Here is a 20,365-nt window from a genome sequence, read left to right on the forward strand (position 1 = left end):
GAAAGTCTCCTGGGTAGGGTCCGGGGCGGGCGCACTGTGCCGGCGAAAACTGATTCTAAGTTGACGTTTACGTAAACGTCATGCGAAGCGCGGGATAGTCCGGGGGGCCAGGCGGATGGCGGGGGGGCTGCACGCTTCTGGTGCGCATGCTGCGGTTCCGGGCTGCGGCGCGATGCGCTTCGGTGCGTGCGGCCGGCGGCGGGCAGGTCGGGCGTGACATCCGTCATGCCGCGCCCGCTGCCATCGCCCGGGACGGCCTGGCACGGCTCCTGCAACGTTCAGCAGGAGTCCGCCTCCGGGCGGCCTCGTTAGGTGGGACATTTTTTGGACAACGGCGTCCGATCGTCCCGGCCGGGTGGCGCAAGCCTCCCGATCGGACCAACGATCGCGACGCCGCCTTTTTTTGGAGTCGCCAGCGCCGCCGTCTGGCTGATGAAACTGAACCATGCGTGGCGTCCAGGCATCGGTCCGTGCCGGGGTGACACCTCGCTCGCTTGGGTAGTTCAAAACGGCGCAGAATCCGGCCGCCGCCTGTACCAGCCTGGCAACGGTGGCACACAGCGCGAGGGGACACCTTGGGGATTCCGTGCAAGACGGCAGCCGGTCACGCCGAGCTCGTGGCGAGTCAGCGCCACCTGTCGCAGCGCCATCGGGCGATGCTGCTGCTGGTCGATGGCCACCGTGACGTCGACGAGGTCCTGCGCCTGGCACGGCAGCAAGGCGTGTCCCGGGGCTACCTCGATGAACTGCAGGCGCTCGGCCTGATCGTCGTCTGCGCACCCCTGCCGCAAGTCGCCGAGGAACCACTCGGCTGGCCCCATCCCAGCACCAACTTCCAGTCGGACGTGTCCGGCCCCGACGGCCTCGACACCATCGGCCTGGCTCCCCCGCCAACCCGCACCCGCCACGCCGAACTGGTCGAGCAGGACGCCAGCCTGTCGCAGGCCCGCAGCCTGATCCAGCAGGCGCTGCTGTCGCAGGCACCGGTCAGCGGCGCGGTGACGCTGCTGCGCGTGCGCCGCGCCCGCCACCGGCGTGACCTGATGGCGCTGTTGCCGGAAGTGCAGGCGCGCCTGTCGCGGCCGCATCGGCTGGCCGAGGCACGCCAGCTGATCTCGCAGGTCGAACGGCTGCTGGCAGGCTGACCTAACACGGCCGGCGCGCGGCCGGCAGCGGGGCAGCCCCGCAGCAGGCGCTCACCGACCGGCCGTTACGATCGGCCCCCCCGCCGATCACCCGACAGTCCTTGCGCCGCGGCCTTCCATGAGTTTTCTCGCCCTCGACATCGGCAACACCCGCCTCAAGTGGGGCCTGTACGACGCGGCCTTGCCGGGCGCCACGTTGCGCGCCCACGGCGCCGTCTTCCTCGAGACCATCGACCAGCTGGCCGAGACCGACTGGGCCCGCCTGCCGCACCCGACGACGATGCTGGGCTGCGTCGTCGCCGGTGACGCGGTGCGCCGGCGGGTCGAGGAACAGCTCGAACTCTGGGACCTGACGCCGCAGTGGGTCGTCCCGCAGGCCACCGGCGGCGGCATCCTCAACCGCTACGAACACCCGACCCGGCTCGGCAGCGACCGCTGGGTCGCGATGGTCGGCGCCCGCGCCCGCCTGCAGGCCGCCACGCCTGCCGGCCAGCCGGTGCCGCCGGCCGTCGTCGTGATGGTCGGCACGGCGGTGACGGTCGACGCGCTCGACCCGGCCGGCAGCTTCCTCGGCGGCCTGATCCTGCCGGGCTTCGGCCTGATGCTGAAGGCGCTCGAATCCGGCACCGCCGGCCTTCGCGTGCCGACCGGCGAGGTGCAGGACTTCCCGACCAACACCAGCGACGCGCTGATGAGCGGCGGCGCCAGCGCGATCGCCGGCGCGGTCGAACGCATGCACCGGCAGCTCGCGCTGCGCAGCGGCGTCACGCCCCGCATCCTGATGAGCGGCGGCGCCGCCGTGAAGCTCGCGCAGCTGCTGCACGACCTCGAGATCGAGGTCATCGACACGCTGGTGTTCGAGGGCCTGCTGCGCCTGGCGCAGGAACGCGGGCTGGCGCTGGTCGGGTGATCCGGTCGAGCTGAGGCCCGGTCAGCCGTCCGCGCTCGCCCGGACCGCCGCCACCAGATCCACCTCCACCGCCGCATCCTTGGGCAGCTGGTAGACGCCGACCGACGTGCGGGTGTGGCGGCCGGCGTCGCCGAGGACCTCGTGCAGCAGGTCGGAGGCGCCATCGGCGACCTCGCTGTGCTGCGTGAAGTCGGGCGCGCACTGGACGTACACCGTCAGCCGCAGCACCTGGGCGACGCGGTCGAGCGAGCCGAGTTCGCGCCGCAGCAGCGTCAGCGCGCGCAGCACGCCGATGCGGGCGGCCAGGCGCGCCTGGTCGAGCGTGACGCCCGCGCCGACCCGGCCGCAGACGAGCACACGGTCGCCGACCCGGGGCACCTGGCCGCTGATCCAGACCTGGTCGGCGTGGCGCAGCAGCGAGACGTAGTGGCCGCCGATGCGCAGCTCGGCCTGCGGGTCGAGGCCGACCTCGGCGGCCCGGCGCTCGAACCGTTGATCGGGCGTTTCGTTCGTGTTCATCGGGTGTTCCAGCCGTTCTGGAAACGGCGCGTCAGGGCGGCCGGTGCGCGAACCAGCTGCGCGCCAGGTGCGTGGCCGCGACCAGCAGCGCCAGCAGCACGAAGGTCCAGCGCCAGGCCGGGCCGATCGGGCGCGGGGATTCGTCCGGCGGGGCGGCTTCGTCCGGGCCTGACCCGGTGGCGTCGTCCGGCAAGGCCAGCGCGCCGCCGTCGAAGTCGGCCAGCGCGCGCCGGGCGGCATCGACCTCCTCGGCCGGCACCAGCACCCGCACGCCGCCGGTGGCCTGGGTCATCCACGGGTCGGCCTGGATGAAGTTGGCATCGGCCACGCGCGGGCTCAGGCCGATCGAGGCCAGCATGCCCTGCATCAGGTGCGCCTCGGTCGGCGTGGCACAGGTGGCGATGCGGACGAAGTCGCCACCTTCGCCCGGACGACCGGCGCGGTCGGCCTCGTGAGCGCTCATGGCCGGCGCCGCCGGGTCGCGCGCTCGGCGTGCTGTTGCGTGTCCTGCGCCAGCCGCAGCCGCGTCAGGCGCTCGATCAGGTCGAGCGGCAGCGGCTGGTCGAGCGGGAAGCGCAGGTTGCCCTTCTCGCCGGCATACCGGGCGGCTTCCTGCACCAGCGCGTCGTCACCGCGCACCGGCGGGTAGAAGCCGATGTGGCGCTGGAAGGCGGCGAAGTAGACCAGCACGCCATGCTGGCGCAGCGCCGGGATGCGGTAGCTGATGACCTCGGCGGCGTCCGGCGCGGCACGGCGGGCGGCGGCGCGGACCTGTTCGAGCAGTGGCCGCACGGCGGCCGGCTGCGCGGCGATGTAGTCGTCGATCGGGGTGGCTGTCGCGGGTGTCGACATGGGCCGCCCGCGCGCCTCAGGGCGTGGCCTTGGCGGCCGAGGGCATCAGCGTCGCGCTGAGGGCGGCGCTCATGTCGCGGTCCAGCGTGCTGACGCCCTTGATGACCCAGCGCCCGCCGTTGCGCCACAGCGTCTGGGTGTTGGCCAGGCGGGTCGACGTGCGGGTGTCGACCACGCGTACCTCGATGCTCGCCTCGGTGCCACCTTCGATGACCCAGGGCAGGCCGATCTCCAGGCGTGGCCCGAGTTCGCGCACGACCACCAGCAGCAGCAGCGCCGGGGCGTCCGGACCGTAGCCCGGCAGGCGCTGCAGGTCGGCGTCGTTGGACAGCGCCTGCGTGGCGGCCAGGCGGCGGATGCTGCTGACCGCCAGGCAGTCGGTGCGATCGGCGAAGTCCCGGATGCCGCGCAGCGCGGCGGCTTCGCGCCGGGCCGGTTCCTTCTGGTCGCTGCGCCACTGCGGCGCCCAGTAGATGACGGTTGACACCGGCGGCGAACCCGGCTGGCACAGCGGCCCGCGCAGCAGTTCACCGCTGGACTGGACCTGCGTGGCGGCGCAGCCGGTCAACGAGGCCGTGGCCAACGCGAGCATGGCGGTGGCGGCCAGCGAGATGAGGCGGGCCGTCATGCCGTCGGCTCCAGCAGTTCCAGCACCTCGTCGCCGGCGGCGTCCACGGTGCCGGTCGAGCGCCAGCCCAGGTGCCGGTAGAAGCCGTGCGAACGCGTCGCCGGATCGGACGAACAACCCAGGAACAGCCGGCGATGTCCCTCGTGGCGCAGCTCGGTCACCATCAGGTCGAGCAGGTGCCGACCCAGGCCGCGGCCTTCCCAGTCGGGCAGCAGGGCCAGCACGACGATCTCGCCACTGTCGGGCGCGCCGAAGCAGTAGCCGACCAGCCGCTCGCCGTCGAAGGCGAGGTGACCGGGAAGACTGCCATCGGCGATGCCGTCGCCCCAGGTCGTCTCGGTCACGCCGATCGCGGCCAGCTGGGCCATGGAAAAGCGGTTTTCGCGGGTGCGACCACGCAGGTCGACGCAGGCCGGTGCGTCTTCGGGCCGGGCCACCCGGAAGGTCAGGGATTCAAGGGTCATGCCGCGATTCCAGCAGACCCCCGTGACAGCCGCATCGGGGCAAGCCACACGACTCGAATGTGTGAGTCGTGCCTTCGGTTCAGGTGACGGGCGCTGTCGCGTGCGTTCAGCGGGCCTGGTCCTGGGCCTGGATGAAGGCGCGCCGGAAGGCCATCGGGTCGGAGATGCCGGCGATCGGGGCCTGCGGGCTGCCGGCGCCGGCAATGATCAGCGTGCCGTGATTGAACAGGCGGCCCAGGATGTCCTGGTCGACCTGGATGCTCTCGACCTTGTTGATGTTGATCTCGACCGTGCTGCGCCGGATCAGCCCGAACTTGACGATCACGCGCCGGGTCGTGACGGCCAGTTCGGTGGTCTTGTAGCGGATCCAGGCCTTGATCAGGAAGATCAGGCCGATCCCGAAGACCGGCAGCAGCAGGACCCCCAGGGCCAGCAGGTGGGCCAGCGACCACAGGCTGATGCGGCCCATGTGGACGATGCGTTCGTCCTGGATCAGGGCACCTTCGACGTAGCTTGTCATGGAGAGGAATCGGGTTGGGGGATGGACGGGAGCCGGCCGAGCTGGCGGTCATGCAGCCGGGTCAGCAGCAGCAGGGCGCAGACCGAGCCGATCAGCGCGAAGAACATGTCGGACTGGGTGTCCCACGGGTCGCCTTGCGTGCCGAGGAACTCGTCGGCGCCCTGACCCAGCGCCAGCGCCGCAGCCCACTCGATCAGCTCGTAGGTCGCGCTGATGGCCAGCACGATGCAGACCACCAGGAAGACCAGCATCCGGCGGCCCTGCACATGGCGCCCGCGCAGCAGCACCTCGCGCGCGGCCAGCGCCGGCACGAAGCCCTGCATGAAGTGGCCGATCTTGTCGTAGGGGTTGCGGTGCAGCCCGAGCCAGTCGGCGATCTGGAAACCCAGCGGCACGCGTGCATAGGTGTAGGCGCCGCCCAGCATCAGCACGCAGGCGTGCAGGAAGATGCCGGCATACAGCAGCGTGGTCAGCGGGTGACGCGAGCGGGTGCTGACCAGCAGCGGCACGACGACGAACACCGGCGCCACCTCCATCCACCAGGTCGCCCGGTCGTAGGGCGAGGCCCCGGACCAGGCCAGCAGGCCGACCAGCGCGAACAGGGCGATCGACAGCGAGCGATCGGAAGGCGTGGCCGCGTTCAAGCTGTCAGCCCGGAATCTCGGCCTCGACCAGCTGGGCCAGCAAGGTCAGCGATTCCTGCCAGCCGAGGTAGCAGGCCTCCGGCGGGATCACGTCGGGAATGCCGGCCTGCGTGACCTCGAGTTCGGCGCCACAGAACACGGCCCGCAGCGTCACCGTCACGGTCATCGTGCCGGGCAGGTTGGCATCGTCGAAGACATCGGACCGCACGATGCGCTCGCCCGGCACCAGCTCGACGTAGGTGCCGCCGAACGAGTGGCTCTGGCCGTTCGAGAAGTTCGTGAACGACATCCGGTAGGCCCCGCCGACCTTCGCATCCAGCTCATGCACCTGCGCCGTGAACCCGTGCGGCGGCAACCACTTGACCAGCGCCCCGGCATCGAGAAACGCGCGATAGACCCGCTCGGGCGGTGCGCGCAGGACGCGGTGGAGGCGGATGGTGCTGGGCATGGTGAGGGCTCCGGTCAGGTCAGGACGAACTGGAGTCTAGGTGCCGCGCGGGGCTTCGCGCGGCGTCAGCGGCAGGCCCTGCAGGCGGCCATCTCCCTGCACCCGCAGCACCTGCGAGATCACCACCTGGTAGCCCGCCAGCCATTCGGCTTGCCGACCCTTGGCCTGGCGGTGGACGGGGTGCTGCATCAGCTGCTGCAGGGCTTCGAGCGATTCCCAGTGGTAGACGTTGGCGACCAGGCCGGTGGCCGGGTTCTCCCAGGCTTCCTCGCCGAGGTAGCCGGGAATGGCCCGGGCCGCTTCGGCGATCTGGGCGTCGAGGCGGTGGAAGTCGTCGTCGAACTGGCGCTTGGCGAAGGTGAAGGTGGCCGTCCAGGTCATGACCGAGGTCTCACAGCACGTAGCGAGACAGGTCCTCGTTGGCGGCGAGGTCGGCCAGGCGGGCGTCGACCAGCGCGGCGTCGATCGTGACGGTCTGGCCGGCGCGCGCGGGGGCGTCGAAGCTGATCTCGTCGAGCAGGCGTTCGAGCACGGTCGACAGGCGGCGCGCGCCGATGTTCTCGGTGCGCTCGTTGACGTCGCAGGCGATCTGGGCGAGCCGGCGGATGGCGTCGGGGGCGATCTCCAGCGTCACGCCTTCGGTGGCCAGCAGGGCCTGGTACTGCTTGATCAGGCTGGCGTCGGTGCGGGTCAGGATGGCCTCGAAGTCCTCGACCGACAGGGCCTGCAGCTCGACCCGGATCGGGAAACGGCCTTGCAGTTCGGGGATCAGGTCGCTGGGCTTGGACAGGTGGAAGGCGCCCGAGGCGATGAACAGGATGTGGTCGGTGTGGACCAGCCCGTGCTTGGTCTGCACGGCGGTGCCTTCGACCAGCGGCAGCAGGTCGCGTTGAACGCCCTGGCGGCTGACCTCGGCGCCGCTGCCGCCGCCGTCGTGGTGGCGGCTCGCGACCTTGTCGATCTCGTCGAGGAAGACGATGCCGTTCTGCTCGGCATTGGCGACCGCGCGGCTGCGGATCTCGTCCTCGTTGACGAGCTTGCCGGCCTCCTCGTCGATCAGCAGCTGGCGGGCCTCGGCGATCCTGACCTTGCGGGTGGTGCGGCGGCCCTGGCCCATCTGCGCGAACAGGCCCTTGAGCTGATCGGCCATGCCGTCCATGCCGGCCGGCGCCATCACGTCGATCGTGGGCTTGGGGTCGGCCAGATCGATCTCGATCTCCTTGTCATCGAGCGTGCCCTCGCGCAGGCGCTTGCGCATGACCTGGCGCGCGGTGCTGTCCGGAGCGGGCGCGGGCGGCGGCGCGGGTTCGGCGGCGAAGCCGAACAGGCTGTCGGGTGCGCGTGCGGCGCTGCGCGGCGGCGGCACGAGGGCGTCGAGGATGCGGTCCTCGGCGGCGTCCTCGGCACGGCTGCGCAGCGCGACGACCTGGCGCTCGCGTTCCTGCTTGATCGCGCTCTCGACCAGGTCGCGCACGATGCTGTCGACGTCCTTGCCGACGTAGCCGACCTCGGTGAACTTGGTGGCCTCGACCTTGATGAAGGGCGCATCGGCCAGCCGAGCCAGGCGGCGCGCGATCTCGGTCTTGCCCACGCCCGTCGGGCCGATCATCAGGATGTTCTTCGGCGTGATCTCGGTGCGCAGCGCGCCTTCGACCTGCTGGCGCCGCCAGCGGTTGCGCAGCGCGATGGCGACGGCGCGCTTGGCACCGTGCTGGCCGACGATGTGGCGGTCCAGCTCGGCGACGATCTCTTGCGGGGTCAGGGCCATGGTGGGCTCGATGGGCTCGGTCAGTTCGGGCTCAGTCCAGCGTCTCGATGACGTGGGACTGGTTGGTGTAGATGCACAGGTCGCCGGCGATTTCCAGCGAGCGCTTGACGATCTCGGCCGGGCTCTGCTGCGTGTGCTCGTGCAGCGCGCGGGCGGCGGCCTGGGCGTAGGCGCCGCCCGAGCCGATCGCGACGATGCCGTGCTCGGGCTCCAGCACGTCGCCATTGCCGGTGATGATCAGCGAGGCGGTCCGGTCGGCCACGGCCAGCATGGCTTCGAGCTTGCGCAGCACCCGGTCGGTGCGCCAGTCGCGCGTCAGCTCGACGGCGGCTCGAACGAGGTGGCCCTGATGTTTCTCCAGCTTGGCCTCGAAGCGCTCGAACAGCGTGAAGGCATCGGCGGTCGCGCCGGCGAAGCCCGCGAGCACCTGGTCGCGGTAGAGCTTGCGGACCTTGCGCGCGCTGGACTTGACGACGATGTGGCCGAGCGTGACCTGGCCGTCGCCGCCCATCGCGACCTGGCTGCCGCGACGCACGCTGAGGATGGTGGTGCCGTGGAAGGATTCCATGGGAAGGGCGCCGGTGCGGCCGGCGCGGTGCGGGGGTTCGGGAAGGGCCGGCGGGGACAGACAGGCTGGGGCAGGCTGAGGCAAGCCAAGGCGGGCAGGGTGCCCGCCGGGTGCGCTCAGATGTTGCGCACCGTCACGCGGGCATGTTCGGTAATGCCCATCGCGCCGCAGAACAGCGCGACCAGCCGGTGCGCATCGATGAAGCTGACGCTGCGGTTCTCGGTGCGGCGTGCCAGCACCCAGTTCAGCAGGTCGCCGGCGGCGATGAAGTCGATGCGGATCAGTCGGGCGCAGGACACCTGGATCACCGAGGCCGTGCCGGCCTTGGCCTCCAGGCCCTTCAGCAGGCCGCCGATGTCGCCGACCAGCTGGCCGTTGAGCTCGACGGTCGACAGCATCGGCACGCTTTCCTCGGCTGCATCGACGTCGGAGAAGTTCAGGCTGCCGTCCGCCGGCTGGGTCGGCGGCGAGACCGTCACGCCGCTGCCGCCGGACACGCGCAGCGAGCAGCGGGCGTTCGACCAGGACGGCGGCGAGACCTCGTAGGTCAGGCAGTAGTCGATCGCGGCCTGATCGAAATCCGGTGCGCGATTGGCCAGGCGCAGCGACTCCAGGCGCAGCAGCCAGAAGGCCGGATCGGCGTTGCGGCTGTTCGGCGGCGCCAGTTCGGCCAGCAGGGCGAAGAACTTCTCGCCGCCGATCCAGCGCATCTCGATCGGTTCGTTGGACCAGTCCGTCAGCAGCTTGGTCAGCGCGGCGCTGGCCTGGGCATCGATGCGGCGCATCTGGCGCCAGTCCAGCACCCACGGCAGCGGCATGTGCAGCAGCTGGTTGCGCAGCTGGCCGACGGCGGCCACGTCGAGCACATCGGGGGCGATCCAGCCGATCGAGCCATCGATCTGCGACGGCTTGCGCGCGGTGCGCGGCGCGTCGTCTGCGGCGGCCTCGGCCACCATGCGCGGCAGCGAGAACCACTGCGGCGGCGACCAGCCGAAGCGCTGCACGTAGTCCATCGCCAGCGCGTCGAACTTGGCCTGCAGGCCGGTGGCGCGGTAGAGGTCGAACAGCGCGAACCAGGTCTCCGCGTGTTGCGAACGCTGTCCGCCGGGGGCGATCAGGTTCTGCAGCGTGCGCTCGCACTGTTCGAAGTCGGCATTGGCGAAGGCGATCACCGCCTCGTCGAGCTCGGGGTCGTGGGCCAGCTCGGTGACCTCGACGGCGAAGGCGTTGGACCCTTCACCCAGGCCCATCAGCGGCGACAGCGCGGAGACGCCCTTGCTCATCATCTGGGCCGGTGCGCCGGACTTCGCCTCGGGATCGGGCAGATGCAGCTGCAGCGAGCCTTCGAGCATCTCCATCGGGGTGGTCGGCTTGAAGGCATCGGCCACGTGGGCCGGCGTCATCACCTGCGGCGCCGTCGTGGCCGAGAAGAACGAGTCCGACATCGACGGCGTGGTCGAGCGCATCACCGCCGCACCACTGCGACGACCGCCGGACTCGCCGACCATCATGCGTTCGATCGCGTCGATCTTGTCCTTGACGTCGCCATCGGCGCGCGCACCGCTGTCCTGCGTGCGGACCTCGGAATCGTCCAGGTGCGACAGACCCTCCAGGCCGGCGATGCCTTCGCCGGTCAGGCCTTCGCGTCGGATCTTGCGCAGCATGTCGAACTCGCGCTTGCGCACGAAGTCGTTGCGGCGCTTGCGCTCGATCATGGCCTTGAGCTCGGTCTTGGCCTGATCGTCCTCTTTCTGCTCTTGCGGATTGCCGTTCAGGTCTGCCCAGTCGGTGGTCGGGTTGAGCGCGAACCGCACCACCTTGCGGAGGAAGCCGCTCTTCTGGGGTTCCTTGGGTTCAGACATGAGGGCTGTGCGATGCCGCGCGCGAAGGGCTGATCGGAGGGTGGCTGCGGCGGGTGCGGGGGATCAATCGCCGAAGAGTTTCTGCTTCAGCTCCCGGCGCTGTTGCGCTTCGAGAGAAAGTGTAGCGGTGGGTCGTGCGAGCAAGCGGCCGAGGCCGATGGGCTCACCTGTTTCATCGCAGTAACCGTAGTCACCAGATTCGATGCGCGACAGCGCCTGCGAGATCTTCTTGAGCAGCTTGCGCTCGCGATCGCGGGTGCGCAGCTCGAGGGCGTGTTCTTCCTCGATCGTGGCGCGGTCGGCCGGATCGGGAACGATCGAGGTGTCCTCGCGCAGGTGCTCGGTGGTCTCGCCCGCGTTGCTCAGCAGGTCGTTCTTCTGGGCTTCCAGGCGGACGCGGAAGAACTCGAGCTGCTTCTCGTTCATGTACTCGCTGTCGGGCATCGCGAGCAGCTCGGGCTCGCTCAGATCGCGACCCGCCTTGGTCTTCCAGGCATTGGCGAGTTTCGGGTCGGCTTTCTGGGCCGCACGGGTGGCTTCGTTCACGGGCATGGGACGACTCGAGGAGGTTGGCAGGTTGGAGGGCGCTGCGACCACCAGGGCGGTCGAACTGCGGACATCTCGGGCCGAGCCGGATGTGTTTCTGATGCTTGTGTCGAGCCGTCGGCGCCCCCGTCGTGGACGGGGCACCAACCGGTCTCAGGCGCCGGCATCGACGAGGGCCCAGGCGGGCCGTCGCGATGTTCCTGGCCCCTTCGGGCGCGCGGATTGTAGCCACGCAACCTAGGCGCGCTCCGGGAGTTCAGGGTGCGCGTCATGGCAACGTGGCGCCCATCACACCAGGCAGTGTTCCAGCCCTTGCTGGAACACCTCGCGAGGCAGGTCGATGCCGATGAAGACCATCTTGCTGCCGCGCTCCTCGCCGGCGGCCCACTTCGGGCCGAGGTCGCTGCCCATCAGCTGGTGCACACCCTGGAAGATCACCTTCCGGTCGGTGCCCTGCATCAGCAGAACGCCCTTGTAGCGCAGCATCTTCGGGCCGTAGATCTGCACGATCGAACCCAGGAAGTCTTCCAGCTTGGCGGGACTGAAGGCCCGGTTCGAGCGGAACACGAAGGACTTCACGTCGTCGTCGTGGTGGTGATGGTGCGGGTGGTCGCAGTGCTCGCCATGCACGTGGTCATGGTCATGGTCGTGATCGCCATGGGCGTGTCCATGACCGTCGCCGGACAGGAACTCCGGGTCGATCTCGAGCTTGGCGTTGAGGTTGAAGCCGCGCAGGTCGAACACCTCGGCGATCGGCACCTCGCCGAAGTGGACCCGGCGCTGCGGCGCCCGCGGGTTCATGTGCTTCAGGCGATGGGCCAGCGCGTCAACGGCGGCCGCATCGGCGATGTCGGTCTTGCTGATGAAGATCTGGTCGGCGAAACCGACCTGGCGGCGAGCCTCCTGGCGGTCGTCGAGCTGCTGCTGGGCATGCTTGGCGTCGACCAGCGTCAGCACCGAGTCGAGCAGGTAGCTCTCGGCGATCTCGTCGTCCATGAAGAAGGTCTGCGCGACCGGTCCCGGATCGGCCAGGCCGGTGGTCTCGATCACGACCCGGTCGAACTGCACCTCGCCCTTGCGGCGGCGCTGGGCCAGGTCGGTCAGCGTGGCGCGCAGGTCCTCGCGGATCGTGCAGCAGATGCAGCCGTTGCTCATCTGGATGATCTGCTCCTCGGTTTCGGCCACGAGGATGTCGTTGTCGATGTTCTCCTCGCCGAACTCGTTCTCGATCACCGCGATCTTCTGGCCGTGGGACTCGGACAGCACGCGCTTGAGCAGCGTGGTCTTGCCCGAGCCGAGGAAGCCCGTGAGGATGGTGGCGGGGATGAGGCCGGTGGACATGGAGACGACTTTCGCAGATGGGAACGGGGCCGGCGCGCTCTGGCGCGGATCGACCCCCTGACATGGGGATCATGCACTGTCTGTCAAGGGTTGGGTGTCGTCAAGGCGCCCACGAACGCCTGCCGGACGTCTGTCTTGTAACGACCATCGGGTATTCTTTACGGGTCTCCACTTCCGGCGCCGTGCCGTGTCCGAACCTCAGCCAGGTTCGCGCCATTCGCGCGAATCGGGGCGCTCCAGCCCCCAAGACCGGCGCTCGCTGTTCGAGCGCGTCCTCGAGTTCATCTCGCCCGGCCCGGACTCCACCGACGAGCTGATCGAGACCCTGGCCGAAGCCGAGCATCGCGAGCTGATCGACCCCGAGTCGCGCGCCATGCTCGAGGGCGTCATCCGCATGGCCGCCCTCACCGCCGGCGACGCGATGGTCGCCGCGCCGCGGATGGACCTGCTGGACATCGCCGCCCCCTACGACGAGCTGCTGGCCACCGTGATCGAGTGTGCGCACTCGCGCTTCCCGGTCTACGACGGCGAGCGCGAGAACATCATCGGCATCCTGCTGGCCAAGGACCTGCTCAAGCTGCAGCGGGCGCCCGAGCTGAACCTGCGCACGCTGCTGCGGCCGGCCGTGTTCGTGCCCGAGTCCAAGGGCCTCAACGAGCTTCTGCGCGACTTCCGCTCGAACCGCAACCACCTGGCGCTGGTGGTCGACGAGTTCGGCCGCGTTGCCGGCCTGATCACGATCGAGGACGTGCTCGAGGAGATCGTCGGCGAGATCGAGGACGAGTTCGACGACAAGGACGCCGAGTCCGGCATCTACACGCTGGCCGATGGCAGCCAGCGGGTCGCCGGCGATGCCGACATCCAGGCCGTCGCCGAGACCTTCGCCGTCACCTTGCCGGCCGACGGCTTCGAGACCATCGGCGGGCTCGTCGCGCACCAGCACGGACAGGTGCCGCGCCGGGGCGAATCGGTCGAGGTCGCCGGGCTGCTGTTCACCGTGATGCTGACCCGTGGCGGCGCGGTGCGCTGGTTCAAGGTGACGCGGGCGCCGTCCGGGGCCCGTGACGAAGCCGGTTGACCGGCGACGGCTCGCCTCTTCGTCCCGTTCCATCCCCCTTCCTCTTTCCGCATGAACCTGCGACCCGCCCCAGCGGCGCCCTGGCCGCTGCGCCTGACGATGCCTGCCGCGCTGCTGTGCGGCTGGGCCCAGGCGCTGGCACTGGCGCCGGCGAACCTGCCAGGCCTGCAACTGCTGGCACTGGCCGGTTGGCTGTTGCTGGTCGTGGCCGGCCGGGCCGGTGTCGGGCGGGCGGCGTTGCTGGGCCTGCTGGGCGGGACCGGCTGGATGGCCGGCAGCTTCTGGTGGCTCTACATCAGCATGCACGACTACGGCGGCCTGGCTGCGCCGCTGGCCGCCCTGGCCGTGCTGGCGCTGGCCGCCGCGCTGGCGCTGTTGCCGGCACTGGCGCTGGCGCTGTGGCGCCGCGGGCGGCGCGACCACCCGGGTCTGGATGCCGTCCTGTTTGCCGCGCTGTGGCTGACCATCGAGCTGGCGCGTGGCGAGTGGTTCACCGGCTTCCCGTGGGGCGCCACCGGCTATGTGCATGCCGACGGCCTGCTGGCGGTGCTGGCGCCGTGGCTGGGCGTCTACGGCATGGGCGCCTGCGCGGCCGGGCTGGCCGCCTGGCTGGCGGGCGAGGCCGCACGCTGGCTGGCGGGCCGACGTGATCGGCGCGTCTGGCTGGCGCTGTCCGCGCTGGCCGTCGCGGCGGCGGGCTGGGGGCCGGCCTGGCGCGGTCCCGACTTCACGCAGCCAGCCGGACGGCTCGGCGTCACGCTGCTGCAGGGCAACGTCAGCCAGGACGAGAAGTTCAGCGCCGAGCGCCTGCCCGAGGCGCTGGACTGGCACCTCCACGCGCTGCTGTCGGCCCGCACCGAGCTGGTCGTCGCACCGGAGACGGCGATCCCGCTGTTGCCCGACCAGCTGCCGGACGGCCTGTGGCGCCAGCTGACCGATCGGGTCGCGGCCGGCGAGCGGCATCTGCTGGTCGGTCTGCCGCTGGGCGACTTCGAACACGGCTACACCAACTCCGTCGCCGGGCTCGGACCCGCCGGCACGCCGGCCTACCGTTACGACAAGCACCACCTCGTGCCCTTCGGCGAGTTCGTGCCGCGCGGTTTCCGCTGGTTCGTCGACGCGATGAACATCCCCCTGGGCGACTTCAACCGGGGTCCGCTGGTGGCGCCGGCCTTCCATGTGCGTGGCGTCGCCGTGGCGCCCAACATCTGCTACGAGGACCTGTTCGGCGAGGAACTGGCCGCCCGCTTCGTCGGCGAGCCGGCCGAGGTGCCCGGCGTGCTGGCCAACGTCAGCAACATCGCCTGGTTCGGGCGCAGCGTCGCGGTGCCGCAGCATCTGCAGATCTCGCGGCTGCGCAGCCTCGAACTCCAGCGGCCGATGCTGCGCGCGACCAACACCGGCGCGACCGTCGTCATCGACCACCGCGGCGAGGTCCGCCACGCCCTGCCGCCGCACCAGCGCGGCGTGCTGGTCGGCGAGGTCGCGGCCCGCAGCGGCCTGACGCCGTTCGCCGCCTGGGCCGGTCGATTCGGCCTCTGGCCGGCGTGGCTGTTGGCCACCTTCACGGCCTTTGTATTGATGCGGGGAACTCTTCGCCGGGATCGGGTTCGACACGCATTGACGCGAACTGGTTGACAGGGCATGCCCTGAAGACTTGTCGTGCCGCTAAAATCTCGGGTTCCGTGTGTTCCGCATGCGGCTCGAACCAACCGCCGTCACCACCGCTGCCACCAGGACCAACAATGATCCGTCTGACCTCCGCCGCCCTCATCGCTCTGACGCTGGCTGCTTGCTCCAGCACCCCGCCGGCTCCGGCCCCCGCTCCCGCCCCGGCTCCGGCGGCGGCTCCGGCCCCCGCCCCGGCTCCTGCTCCGGCTGCCCCGGCTGCTGCCCCCGCCGCTCCGGCTGCCGCCGCGACCAGCAACAACGCCGCCGCCGCCCTGGCCCCGCACCTCGACCCGAACAGCGACCTGTCGAAGAAGCGCAGCATCTACTTCGACTTCGACCAGTTCGTGATCCGTGCCGAAGACCGCCCGGTCGTCGAGCTGCATGGCAAGTACCTGGCTTCCGCCTCGGCCGTCAAGGTCGTGATCGAAGGCAACGCCGACGAGCGCGGCAGCAGCGAATACAACCTGGCCCTGGGCAACAAGCGCGCCCAGGCCGTCGTCCAGTCGCTGAAGCTGCTGGGCGCCCGTGACGACCAGCTCGAAGCCGTCAGCTACGGCGAAGAGCGTCCGGTCGCCACCGGCCACGACGAAGCCTCGTGGGCCAAGAACCGCCGCGCCGACGTCAAGTACCGTTGATGCGGATGGTCGGGACCTGACGCCTCGCGCAGGTTCCGCCTCACTGCCCGAACGGCCGGCTCGTCCGGCCGTTTCCTTTGGTGCTCCGCCGCACGACACGTGACGCGCGGGGCCATGACCGGAAATCCGCGCGATGGCTTTGCTGACCCTGCTCGATGCCAGCCTGGCCTATGGCCACGTGGCGCTGCTCGACCACGCCGCGATGTCGGTGGAGACCGGCGAGCGCCTGGGCCTGATCGGCCGCAATGGCAGCGGCAAGTCGTCGCTGCTGAAGATCCTGGCCGGACTGGAACTGCCCGACGACGGCCTGCTGCAGGTCCAGCAGGGCCTGCGCCGCGTCTATGTCGCCCAGGAGCCGACCTTCGAGCCCGGCGCGACCGTGTTCCAGGCCGTCAGCGACGGCGTGGCCGAGGCCCGCGACCTGCGCGAGCGCTACGAGAACCCGGGGCCGGACGACGACCTCGACGCGCTGCAGAGCCGCATCGAGGCGGTCGATGGCTGGACCTGGGAGCAGCGCGTCGACGAGACCCTGCACCGCCTGCAGCTCGACCCGGATCGGCTGGTCGACGCGCTGTCGGGCGGCCTGCGCAAGCGCGTCGCGCTGGCCCGTGCGCTGGCGGCCGCGCCGGACGTGCTGCTGCTCGACGAGCCGACCAACCACCTCGATCTCGACGCCATCCTGTGGCTGCAGGAGCTGCTGACCAGCTTCCGCGGCGCGCTGGTCGTCATCACCCACGACCGCGCCTTCCTGGACGCCGTCTCGACCCGCATCGTCGAACTCGACCGGGGCGTGCTGCGCAGCTACCCGGGCCGCTTCTCGGCCTATGAGGCGACCAAGGCGCGCGAGCTGCAGGACGAGGCGCTGGCGCAGGCCCGCTTCGACAAGCTGCTGGCGCAGGAAGAGGTCTGGATCCGCAAGGGCGTCGAGGCCCGCCGCACCCGCAGCGTCGGCCGCGTGGCCCGGCTGGAGAAGCTGCGCGAACAGCGCGTCGCGCGCCGCGACGTCGTCGGCAAGGCCAAGCTCGAACTCGACGCCGGCATGCGCAGCGGCAAGATCGTGGCCGAGCTCGAAGGCGTCTCGAAGGCCTACGGCGAACGCACCATCGTGCGCGGCTTCGACTACACCGTGCTGCGCGGCGACAAGGTCGGCCTGATCGGGCCGAACGGCGCGGGCAAGACGACGCTGCTCAAGCTGATCCTCGGCCAGCTCGCGCCCGACAGCGGCACGGTCCGGCTCGGCACGCAGATCCAGGTCGCCTATTTCGACCAGATGCGCGAGGTGCTCAACCCCGAGGCCACGCTGGCCGACACCATCAGCCCGGGCAGCGAATGGGTCGAGATCGGCGGCACGCGCAAGCACGTCATGGGCTATCTCGGCGACTTCCTGTTCGCGCCCGCCCGGGCCAACTCGCCGGTCAAGAGCCTGTCGGGCGGCGAGCGCAACCGCCTGCTGCTGGCGCGCCTGTTCGCCCGGCCGGCCAACGTGCTGGTGCTCGACGAACCGACCAACGACCTCGACATCGAGACGCTCGAACTGCTGGAAGACCTGCTGCAGGACTACCCCGGCACCGTCTTCCTCGTCAGCCACGACCGGACCTTCCTGGACGCCGTCGTGACCAGCACGTTGGTCAGCGAGGGCGACGGCGCCTGGCGCGAGTACGAGGGCGGCGTGGAGGACTGGCTGCAGCAGTCGAAGCGGGCGGCGGCCCTGGCGGCCAAGGATGCTGCGAAGGACGCCGCCAAGGTGACGGCTTCAGCGCCCGCGCCTGCGCCCGTGGCGGCGCCGGCTACGGTCGTCGCCCGCCGCAAGCTCAGCTACAAGGAACAGCGCGAGCTGGACGAACTGCCCGGCCGCATCGCGGCGCTCGAGGCCGAACAGAAGGACCTGTCCGAGCAGCTCGCCGGCAGCGCCCTCTACACCGAGGCGCCGCAGCGCGTGGCCGAGGTGCACGCCCGTCACGCGCAGATCGACGACGAGCTGATGGCGCTGCTGGAGCGCTGGGAAGCCTTGTCGGCGCCGGCGCGCTGACCGTCAGGCGGTTTCGGCCAGCAGCAGCTTCAGGTCGGCGGCCAGGTCGGCCGCCGGCATGCCGTTGCGCACGTAGAGGCGGATCCGCCCGCGCGGGTCGAAGACGTAGGACGCGGCGGTGTGGTCCATCGTGTAGCTGTCCGGCGTCTTGCCCGGTGCCTTGCGGTAGGCGACCTTGAAGCGGCGGGCGGTCGCGAGCGTCTGCGCCGCGTCGCCGCGCAGCGCGACCCAGTCGGCGCCGAAGCTCGCGACGTAGGGGCGCAGCAGCTCGGGCGTGTCGCGTTCCGGGTCGATGGTGATCAGCACGGCGACCAGCCGATCGCCGCTGGCGCCCAGCAGCTGGCGCGTCTCGGCCAGCATCGCCAGCGTGGTCGGGCAGACGTCCGGACACTGCGTGTAGCCGAAGAACACGACCGGCAGGCGGCCCCGGAAGTCGGCCAGCGTGCGCATCCTGCCGTCGACGTCGGGCAGTTCGAAGCGGTCGGCGTAGTCCGCGCCGGTCAGGTCGACGGCCTTGAAGACCGGCCTGGGCGGGTCGTCGCATCCGGCCAGCCAGAACGGCAGCGTCGCCGCGCCGGCGAGCAGCTGGCGGCGATCGGCGTCAACAGCGTTCAGCGCTGCCACGGCAGCAGGTAGTGGTCCAGCAGCAGCGCGGCGAACAACAGCGAGAGGTGCCAGATCGAGAACCGGAAGGTCTCGCGCGCCAGCGCCTCGCTGTAGTGGCGCCAGAGTCGCCAGGCGTAGTGGATGAAGCGCAGGCCCAGCACCAGCGCGGCGGCCAGGTAGAGCCAGTGGCTCATGCCGTGCACGAAGGGCAGCAGCGTCGCGGCCAGCAGCACGAAGGTGTAGAGCAGGATCTGCAGCCGCGTGAAGTCGTTGCCGTGCGTGACCGGCAGCATCGGCAGGCCGGCGCGGGCGTAGTCCTCGGCGCGGTAGAGCGCCAGGGCCCAGAAGTGCGGCGGCGTCCACAGGAAGATGATCAGGCAAAGGATCATCGATTCCGGGCCGACGTCGCCGGTCAGCGCGGCCCAGCCCAGCACCGGTGGCATGGCGCCCGAGGCGCCGCCGATGACGATGTTCTGCGGCGTCAGCGGCTTGAGCACGACGGTGTAGATCACCGCGTAGCCCACGAAGGTGCCGAAGGTCAGCCAGGCGGTCAGCGGGTTGACCCATTCGTGCAGCACCAGCATGCCGGCGCCGCCGAGCAGGCCCGAGAACACCAGCGCCTGCCGGCGGCTCAGTTCGCCGCTGGCGGTCGGGCGCCAGGCGGTGCGCTTCATGCGCGCGTCGATGTGCTGCTCGATCAGGCAGTTGAACGCCGCCGCCGCGCTGGCGACCAGCCAGATGCCGACGGTGCCCCACAGCGCGAGGCGGGCCTGTTCCAGGTCGGGCAGGCCCGGGACGGCCAGCAGCATGCCGATGGCGGCGCAGAAGACGATCAGCTGGACGACCCGCGGCTTGGTCAGCGCGAGGTACTGTCGCCAGGGCGAGAGAGACGGCGCGGCGGCGCTCGGGGTGGCGTTCATGCGGATTCAGCGGTAGCCGCCGGCCAGCGGCCGACGGGTTCGGGGGAAAGGGTGCGAGGCGAGGCGGCCATCAGCGCCGCCAGCACGCCGACCAGCGCGGCAGCCCCGGCGGTGTGGGCCAGTGCGGCGATCAAGGGCCAGCCCAGCACGACGTTCGACAGGCCGCTGGCGAACTGCCAGGCCGCCAGGCCGAGCAGCCACGTGGCATAGGGGCGCGCCCGGCGGTCGTTGGCGCGCCGCAGCGCGACGGCCAGCGCCACCATCGCGGCCAGCACGACGAAGGCGGCCAACCGGTGCGTCACGTGGATGGCGGTCAGCGTCGCCAGCGACAGGTGGTGACCGTCGGCGTTCAGGCCCAGGGCCGGGCGCCAGGCAAAGGCATGGTCGAAGTCCATCTCCGGCCACCAGCTGCCTTGGCAGGTCGGGAATTCGGTACAGGCCAGCACGGCGTAGTGGGTGCTGACCCAGCCGCCGAGCGTGACCTGCGCGATCACCAGCAGCAGCACCGCCAGCACGGCACGCCGCAGCGGCGTCCCGAGGTCGACCTGACTGGGCCAGAGCCCGTCGCCCGGCAGGCGCGATTCCGGCGTCGCCAGTCCGGCCGTGTAGCGCTGCGCCTGCACGGCCAGCAGCGCCAGCAGGCCGATGCCGCCGAGCAGGTGCAGCGTGACGATGCCGGGGTTGAGCTTCATCGTCACCGTCAGCGCCCCGAAGGCGCCTTGCAGGCAGACCCAGAACAGGCTCAGCGTTGCCCACGCCGGCGAGATCGGCAAGCGGTCGCGCGCCGCGGCGGCCGTCCGACGGGCGGCCCACCAGGTCCAGGCGCACAGCACGATCAGCAGGGTGCCCACGCCGGTGGCGAGGTAGCGGTGGATCATCTCGACCCAGGCCTTGCCGCGGGTCACCGGGCCGGTCGGCATGGCGGTCTGCGCCGCGTGGATCTCGTCGCGGGCGCCGATCGGACTGACGCTGCCGTAGCAGCCCGGCCAGTCGGGGCAACCGAGACCGGAGTCCGACAGCCGGGTGTAGGCGCCGAAGACGATCAGGTCGAAGGTCAGGAACAGCGCCAGCAGCGTCAGCGCGCGCAGGCGCTGCGGCGTGCCGGCATGGCGCTGGCGGCGCAGCAGCCACAGCAACGGGCCGGCCGCCAGCGCCAGGCCGATGGCGGCCAGCGTCAGCACGGGGCTCAGGTCGACCAGCTGGGGATCCAT

23 protein-coding genes are annotated in these 20,365 nt (G+C 70.6%); 6 read left to right on the forward strand and 17 right to left on the reverse strand.

Annotated features, from left to right (window positions below; genetic code table 11):
• The first annotated feature begins 617 nt into the window (after positions 1 to 617).
• Together ACWA7K_RS19755 and ACWA7K_RS19760 are read left to right on the forward strand one after the other, a co-directional pair.
• Positions 618 to 1,145 carry a hypothetical protein gene (locus ACWA7K_RS19755; RefSeq protein WP_456163510.1) on the forward strand — a complete coding sequence of 176 codons (528 nt, stop codon included), beginning with the start codon at positions 618 to 620 and terminating at the stop codon, positions 1,143 to 1,145.
• Positions 1,146 to 1,263: 118 nt separating this feature from the next.
• Positions 1,264 to 2,055, forward strand: coding sequence for a type III pantothenate kinase (locus tag ACWA7K_RS19760; RefSeq protein WP_456163512.1), 792 nt, complete (start codon positions 1,264 to 1,266; stop codon positions 2,053 to 2,055).
• Between the two features lie 21 nt (positions 2,056 to 2,076).
• On the opposite strand, the gene ACWA7K_RS19765 is transcribed toward ACWA7K_RS19760, so the two are convergent.
• The 14 genes from ACWA7K_RS19765 to ACWA7K_RS19830 form a co-directional block, all read right to left on the reverse strand.
• Positions 2,077 to 2,574: a RidA family protein gene (locus ACWA7K_RS19765; protein WP_456163514.1), complete on the reverse strand. Its 498-nt coding sequence runs from the start codon at positions 2,572 to 2,574 to the stop codon at positions 2,077 to 2,079.
• A gap of 31 nt (positions 2,575 to 2,605) precedes the next feature.
• A complete protein-coding gene (locus tag ACWA7K_RS19770; protein ID WP_456163516.1) occupies positions 2,606 to 3,037 on the reverse strand; it encodes a hypothetical protein in 432 nt (143 codons plus the stop codon).
• Positions 3,034 to 3,426, reverse strand: coding sequence for an iron chaperone (locus ACWA7K_RS19775; protein WP_456163518.1), 393 nt, complete (start codon positions 3,424 to 3,426; stop codon positions 3,034 to 3,036). Before ACWA7K_RS19775 ends, ACWA7K_RS19770 begins: the two co-directional genes overlap by 4 nt.
• A gap of 16 nt (positions 3,427 to 3,442) precedes the next feature.
• A complete protein-coding gene (locus ACWA7K_RS19780; RefSeq protein WP_456163520.1) occupies positions 3,443 to 4,054 on the reverse strand; it encodes a hypothetical protein in 612 nt (203 codons plus the stop codon).
• Positions 4,051 to 4,518: an N-acetyltransferase family protein gene (locus ACWA7K_RS19785; protein ID WP_456163522.1), complete on the reverse strand. Its 468-nt coding sequence runs from the start codon at positions 4,516 to 4,518 to the stop codon at positions 4,051 to 4,053. The genes ACWA7K_RS19780 and ACWA7K_RS19785 overlap by 4 nt, the downstream gene beginning before the upstream one ends.
• Positions 4,519 to 4,624: 106 nt before the next feature.
• Positions 4,625 to 5,038: a PH domain-containing protein gene (locus tag ACWA7K_RS19790; protein ID WP_456163524.1), complete on the reverse strand. Its 414-nt coding sequence runs from the start codon at positions 5,036 to 5,038 to the stop codon at positions 4,625 to 4,627.
• Positions 5,035 to 5,682, reverse strand: a complete 648-nt coding sequence (locus tag ACWA7K_RS19795) for a DUF2238 domain-containing protein (protein ID WP_456163526.1) — start codon at positions 5,680 to 5,682, stop codon at positions 5,035 to 5,037. The genes ACWA7K_RS19790 and ACWA7K_RS19795 overlap by 4 nt, the downstream gene beginning before the upstream one ends.
• 4 nt (positions 5,683 to 5,686) lie before the next feature.
• The gene (locus ACWA7K_RS19800) at positions 5,687 to 6,130 is read right to left on the reverse strand and encodes an SRPBCC family protein (protein WP_456163528.1); all 444 of its coding nucleotides are present in this window, start codon (positions 6,128 to 6,130) and stop codon (positions 5,687 to 5,689) included.
• Positions 6,131 to 6,166: 36 nt separating this feature from the next.
• Positions 6,167 to 6,511 (reverse strand): antibiotic biosynthesis monooxygenase family protein, encoded by a 345-nt coding sequence (locus ACWA7K_RS19805; protein ID WP_456163530.1) that lies wholly within the window; start codon positions 6,509 to 6,511, stop codon positions 6,167 to 6,169.
• A gap of 10 nt (positions 6,512 to 6,521) precedes the next feature.
• Positions 6,522 to 7,898: an ATP-dependent protease ATPase subunit HslU gene (hslU, locus tag ACWA7K_RS19810; RefSeq protein ID WP_456163532.1), complete on the reverse strand. Its 1,377-nt coding sequence runs from the start codon at positions 7,896 to 7,898 to the stop codon at positions 6,522 to 6,524.
• A gap of 31 nt (positions 7,899 to 7,929) precedes the next feature.
• The gene (gene hslV / locus ACWA7K_RS19815) at positions 7,930 to 8,466 is read right to left on the reverse strand and encodes an ATP-dependent protease subunit HslV (protein ID WP_130481859.1); all 537 of its coding nucleotides are present in this window, start codon (positions 8,464 to 8,466) and stop codon (positions 7,930 to 7,932) included.
• A 116-nt stretch (positions 8,467 to 8,582) separates the two neighbouring features.
• Entirely contained in the window at positions 8,583 to 10,328 is a 1,746-nt protein-coding gene (locus tag ACWA7K_RS19820) for a hypothetical protein (RefSeq protein ID WP_456163534.1), read from the reverse strand.
• A gap of 63 nt (positions 10,329 to 10,391) precedes the next feature.
• Positions 10,392 to 10,880: an RNA polymerase-binding protein DksA gene (gene dksA, locus ACWA7K_RS19825; protein ID WP_456163536.1), complete on the reverse strand. Its 489-nt coding sequence runs from the start codon at positions 10,878 to 10,880 to the stop codon at positions 10,392 to 10,394.
• A 282-nt stretch (positions 10,881 to 11,162) separates the two neighbouring features.
• Positions 11,163 to 12,215 (reverse strand): CobW family GTP-binding protein, encoded by a 1,053-nt coding sequence (locus ACWA7K_RS19830; protein WP_456163538.1) that lies wholly within the window; start codon positions 12,213 to 12,215, stop codon positions 11,163 to 11,165.
• Positions 12,216 to 12,402: 187 nt separating this feature from the next.
• On the opposite strand from ACWA7K_RS19830, the gene ACWA7K_RS19835 reads away from it, so the two are divergent.
• The 4 genes from ACWA7K_RS19835 to ACWA7K_RS19850 all read left to right on the forward strand — a co-directional run bounded on the left by ACWA7K_RS19835 (position 12,403) and on the right by ACWA7K_RS19850 (position 17,628).
• Positions 12,403 to 13,293 (forward strand): HlyC/CorC family transporter, encoded by an 891-nt coding sequence (locus ACWA7K_RS19835; RefSeq protein ID WP_456163540.1) that lies wholly within the window; start codon positions 12,403 to 12,405, stop codon positions 13,291 to 13,293.
• Positions 13,294 to 13,344: 51 nt separating this feature from the next.
• A complete protein-coding gene (gene lnt / locus ACWA7K_RS19840; RefSeq protein WP_456163542.1) occupies positions 13,345 to 14,931 on the forward strand; it encodes an apolipoprotein N-acyltransferase in 1,587 nt (528 codons plus the stop codon).
• Between the two features lie 107 nt (positions 14,932 to 15,038).
• A complete protein-coding gene (pal, locus tag ACWA7K_RS19845; protein ID WP_456163544.1) occupies positions 15,039 to 15,599 on the forward strand; it encodes a peptidoglycan-associated lipoprotein Pal in 561 nt (186 codons plus the stop codon).
• 133 nt (positions 15,600 to 15,732) lie between these two features.
• Positions 15,733 to 17,628 carry an ATP-binding cassette domain-containing protein gene (locus tag ACWA7K_RS19850; RefSeq protein WP_456210235.1) on the forward strand — a complete coding sequence of 632 codons (1,896 nt, stop codon included), beginning with the start codon at positions 15,733 to 15,735 and terminating at the stop codon, positions 17,626 to 17,628.
• 3 nt (positions 17,629 to 17,631) lie between these two features.
• Here ACWA7K_RS19850 and ACWA7K_RS19855 read toward each other — a convergent pair whose 3' ends face one another.
• The 3 genes from ACWA7K_RS19855 to ACWA7K_RS19865 are packed head-to-tail and all read right to left on the reverse strand — an operon-like array spanning position 17,632 to position 20,365.
• Positions 17,632 to 18,252, reverse strand: a complete 621-nt coding sequence (locus ACWA7K_RS19855) for an SCO family protein (RefSeq protein WP_456210237.1) — start codon at positions 18,250 to 18,252, stop codon at positions 17,632 to 17,634.
• Entirely contained in the window at positions 18,240 to 19,154 is a 915-nt protein-coding gene (gene cyoE, locus ACWA7K_RS19860) for a heme o synthase (protein WP_456163550.1), read from the reverse strand. The genes ACWA7K_RS19855 and cyoE overlap by 13 nt, the downstream gene beginning before the upstream one ends.
• On the reverse strand, positions 19,151 to 20,365 hold the full coding sequence (locus tag ACWA7K_RS19865) for a COX15/CtaA family protein (protein ID WP_456163552.1): 1,215 nt from the start codon (positions 20,363 to 20,365) through the stop codon (positions 19,151 to 19,153). The genes cyoE and ACWA7K_RS19865 overlap by 4 nt, the downstream gene beginning before the upstream one ends.

It is taken from the genome of Leptothrix mechoopdaensis (SeqCode) (assembly GCF_053893855.1).

Bases quoted from the DNA above. Each gene is read 5' to 3' on its own strand.
- ACWA7K_RS19760 (WP_456163512.1), top strand. From the start codon at position 1,264: ATGAGTTTTCTCGCCCTCGACATCGGCAACACCCGCCTCAAGTGGGGC.
- ACWA7K_RS19765 (WP_456163514.1), bottom strand. From the start codon at position 2,574: ATGAACACGAACGAAACGCCCGATCAACGGTTCGAGCGCCGGGCCGCC.
- ACWA7K_RS19770 (WP_456163516.1), bottom strand. From the start codon at position 3,037: ATGAGCGCTCACGAGGCCGACCGCGCCGGTCGTCCGGGCGAAGGTGGC.
- ACWA7K_RS19775 (WP_456163518.1), bottom strand. From the start codon at position 3,426: ATGTCGACACCCGCGACAGCCACCCCGATCGACGACTACATCGCCGCG.
- ACWA7K_RS19780 (WP_456163520.1), bottom strand. From the start codon at position 4,054: ATGACGGCCCGCCTCATCTCGCTGGCCGCCACCGCCATGCTCGCGTTG.
- ACWA7K_RS19785 (WP_456163522.1), bottom strand. From the start codon at position 4,518: ATGACCCTTGAATCCCTGACCTTCCGGGTGGCCCGGCCCGAAGACGCA.
- ACWA7K_RS19790 (WP_456163524.1), bottom strand. From the start codon at position 5,038: ATGACAAGCTACGTCGAAGGTGCCCTGATCCAGGACGAACGCATCGTC.
- ACWA7K_RS19800 (WP_456163528.1), bottom strand. From the start codon at position 6,130: ATGCCCAGCACCATCCGCCTCCACCGCGTCCTGCGCGCACCGCCCGAG.
- ACWA7K_RS19805 (WP_456163530.1), bottom strand. From the start codon at position 6,511: ATGACCTGGACGGCCACCTTCACCTTCGCCAAGCGCCAGTTCGACGAC.
- hslU (WP_456163532.1), bottom strand. From the start codon at position 7,898: ATGGCCCTGACCCCGCAAGAGATCGTCGCCGAGCTGGACCGCCACATC.
- hslV (WP_130481859.1), bottom strand. From the start codon at position 8,466: ATGGAATCCTTCCACGGCACCACCATCCTCAGCGTGCGTCGCGGCAGC.
- ACWA7K_RS19820 (WP_456163534.1), bottom strand. From the start codon at position 10,328: ATGTCTGAACCCAAGGAACCCCAGAAGAGCGGCTTCCTCCGCAAGGTG.
- dksA (WP_456163536.1), bottom strand. From the start codon at position 10,880: ATGCCCGTGAACGAAGCCACCCGTGCGGCCCAGAAAGCCGACCCGAAA.
- ACWA7K_RS19830 (WP_456163538.1), bottom strand. From the start codon at position 12,215: ATGTCCACCGGCCTCATCCCCGCCACCATCCTCACGGGCTTCCTCGGC.
- lnt (WP_456163542.1), top strand. From the start codon at position 13,345: ATGAACCTGCGACCCGCCCCAGCGGCGCCCTGGCCGCTGCGCCTGACG.
- pal (WP_456163544.1), top strand. From the start codon at position 15,039: ATGATCCGTCTGACCTCCGCCGCCCTCATCGCTCTGACGCTGGCTGCT.
- ACWA7K_RS19850 (WP_456210235.1), top strand. From the start codon at position 15,733: ATGGCTTTGCTGACCCTGCTCGATGCCAGCCTGGCCTATGGCCACGTG.
- cyoE (WP_456163550.1), bottom strand. From the start codon at position 19,154: ATGAACGCCACCCCGAGCGCCGCCGCGCCGTCTCTCTCGCCCTGGCGA.
- ACWA7K_RS19865 (WP_456163552.1), bottom strand. From the start codon at position 20,365: ATGGATCCCCAGCTGGTCGACCTGAGCCCCGTGCTGACGCTGGCCGCC.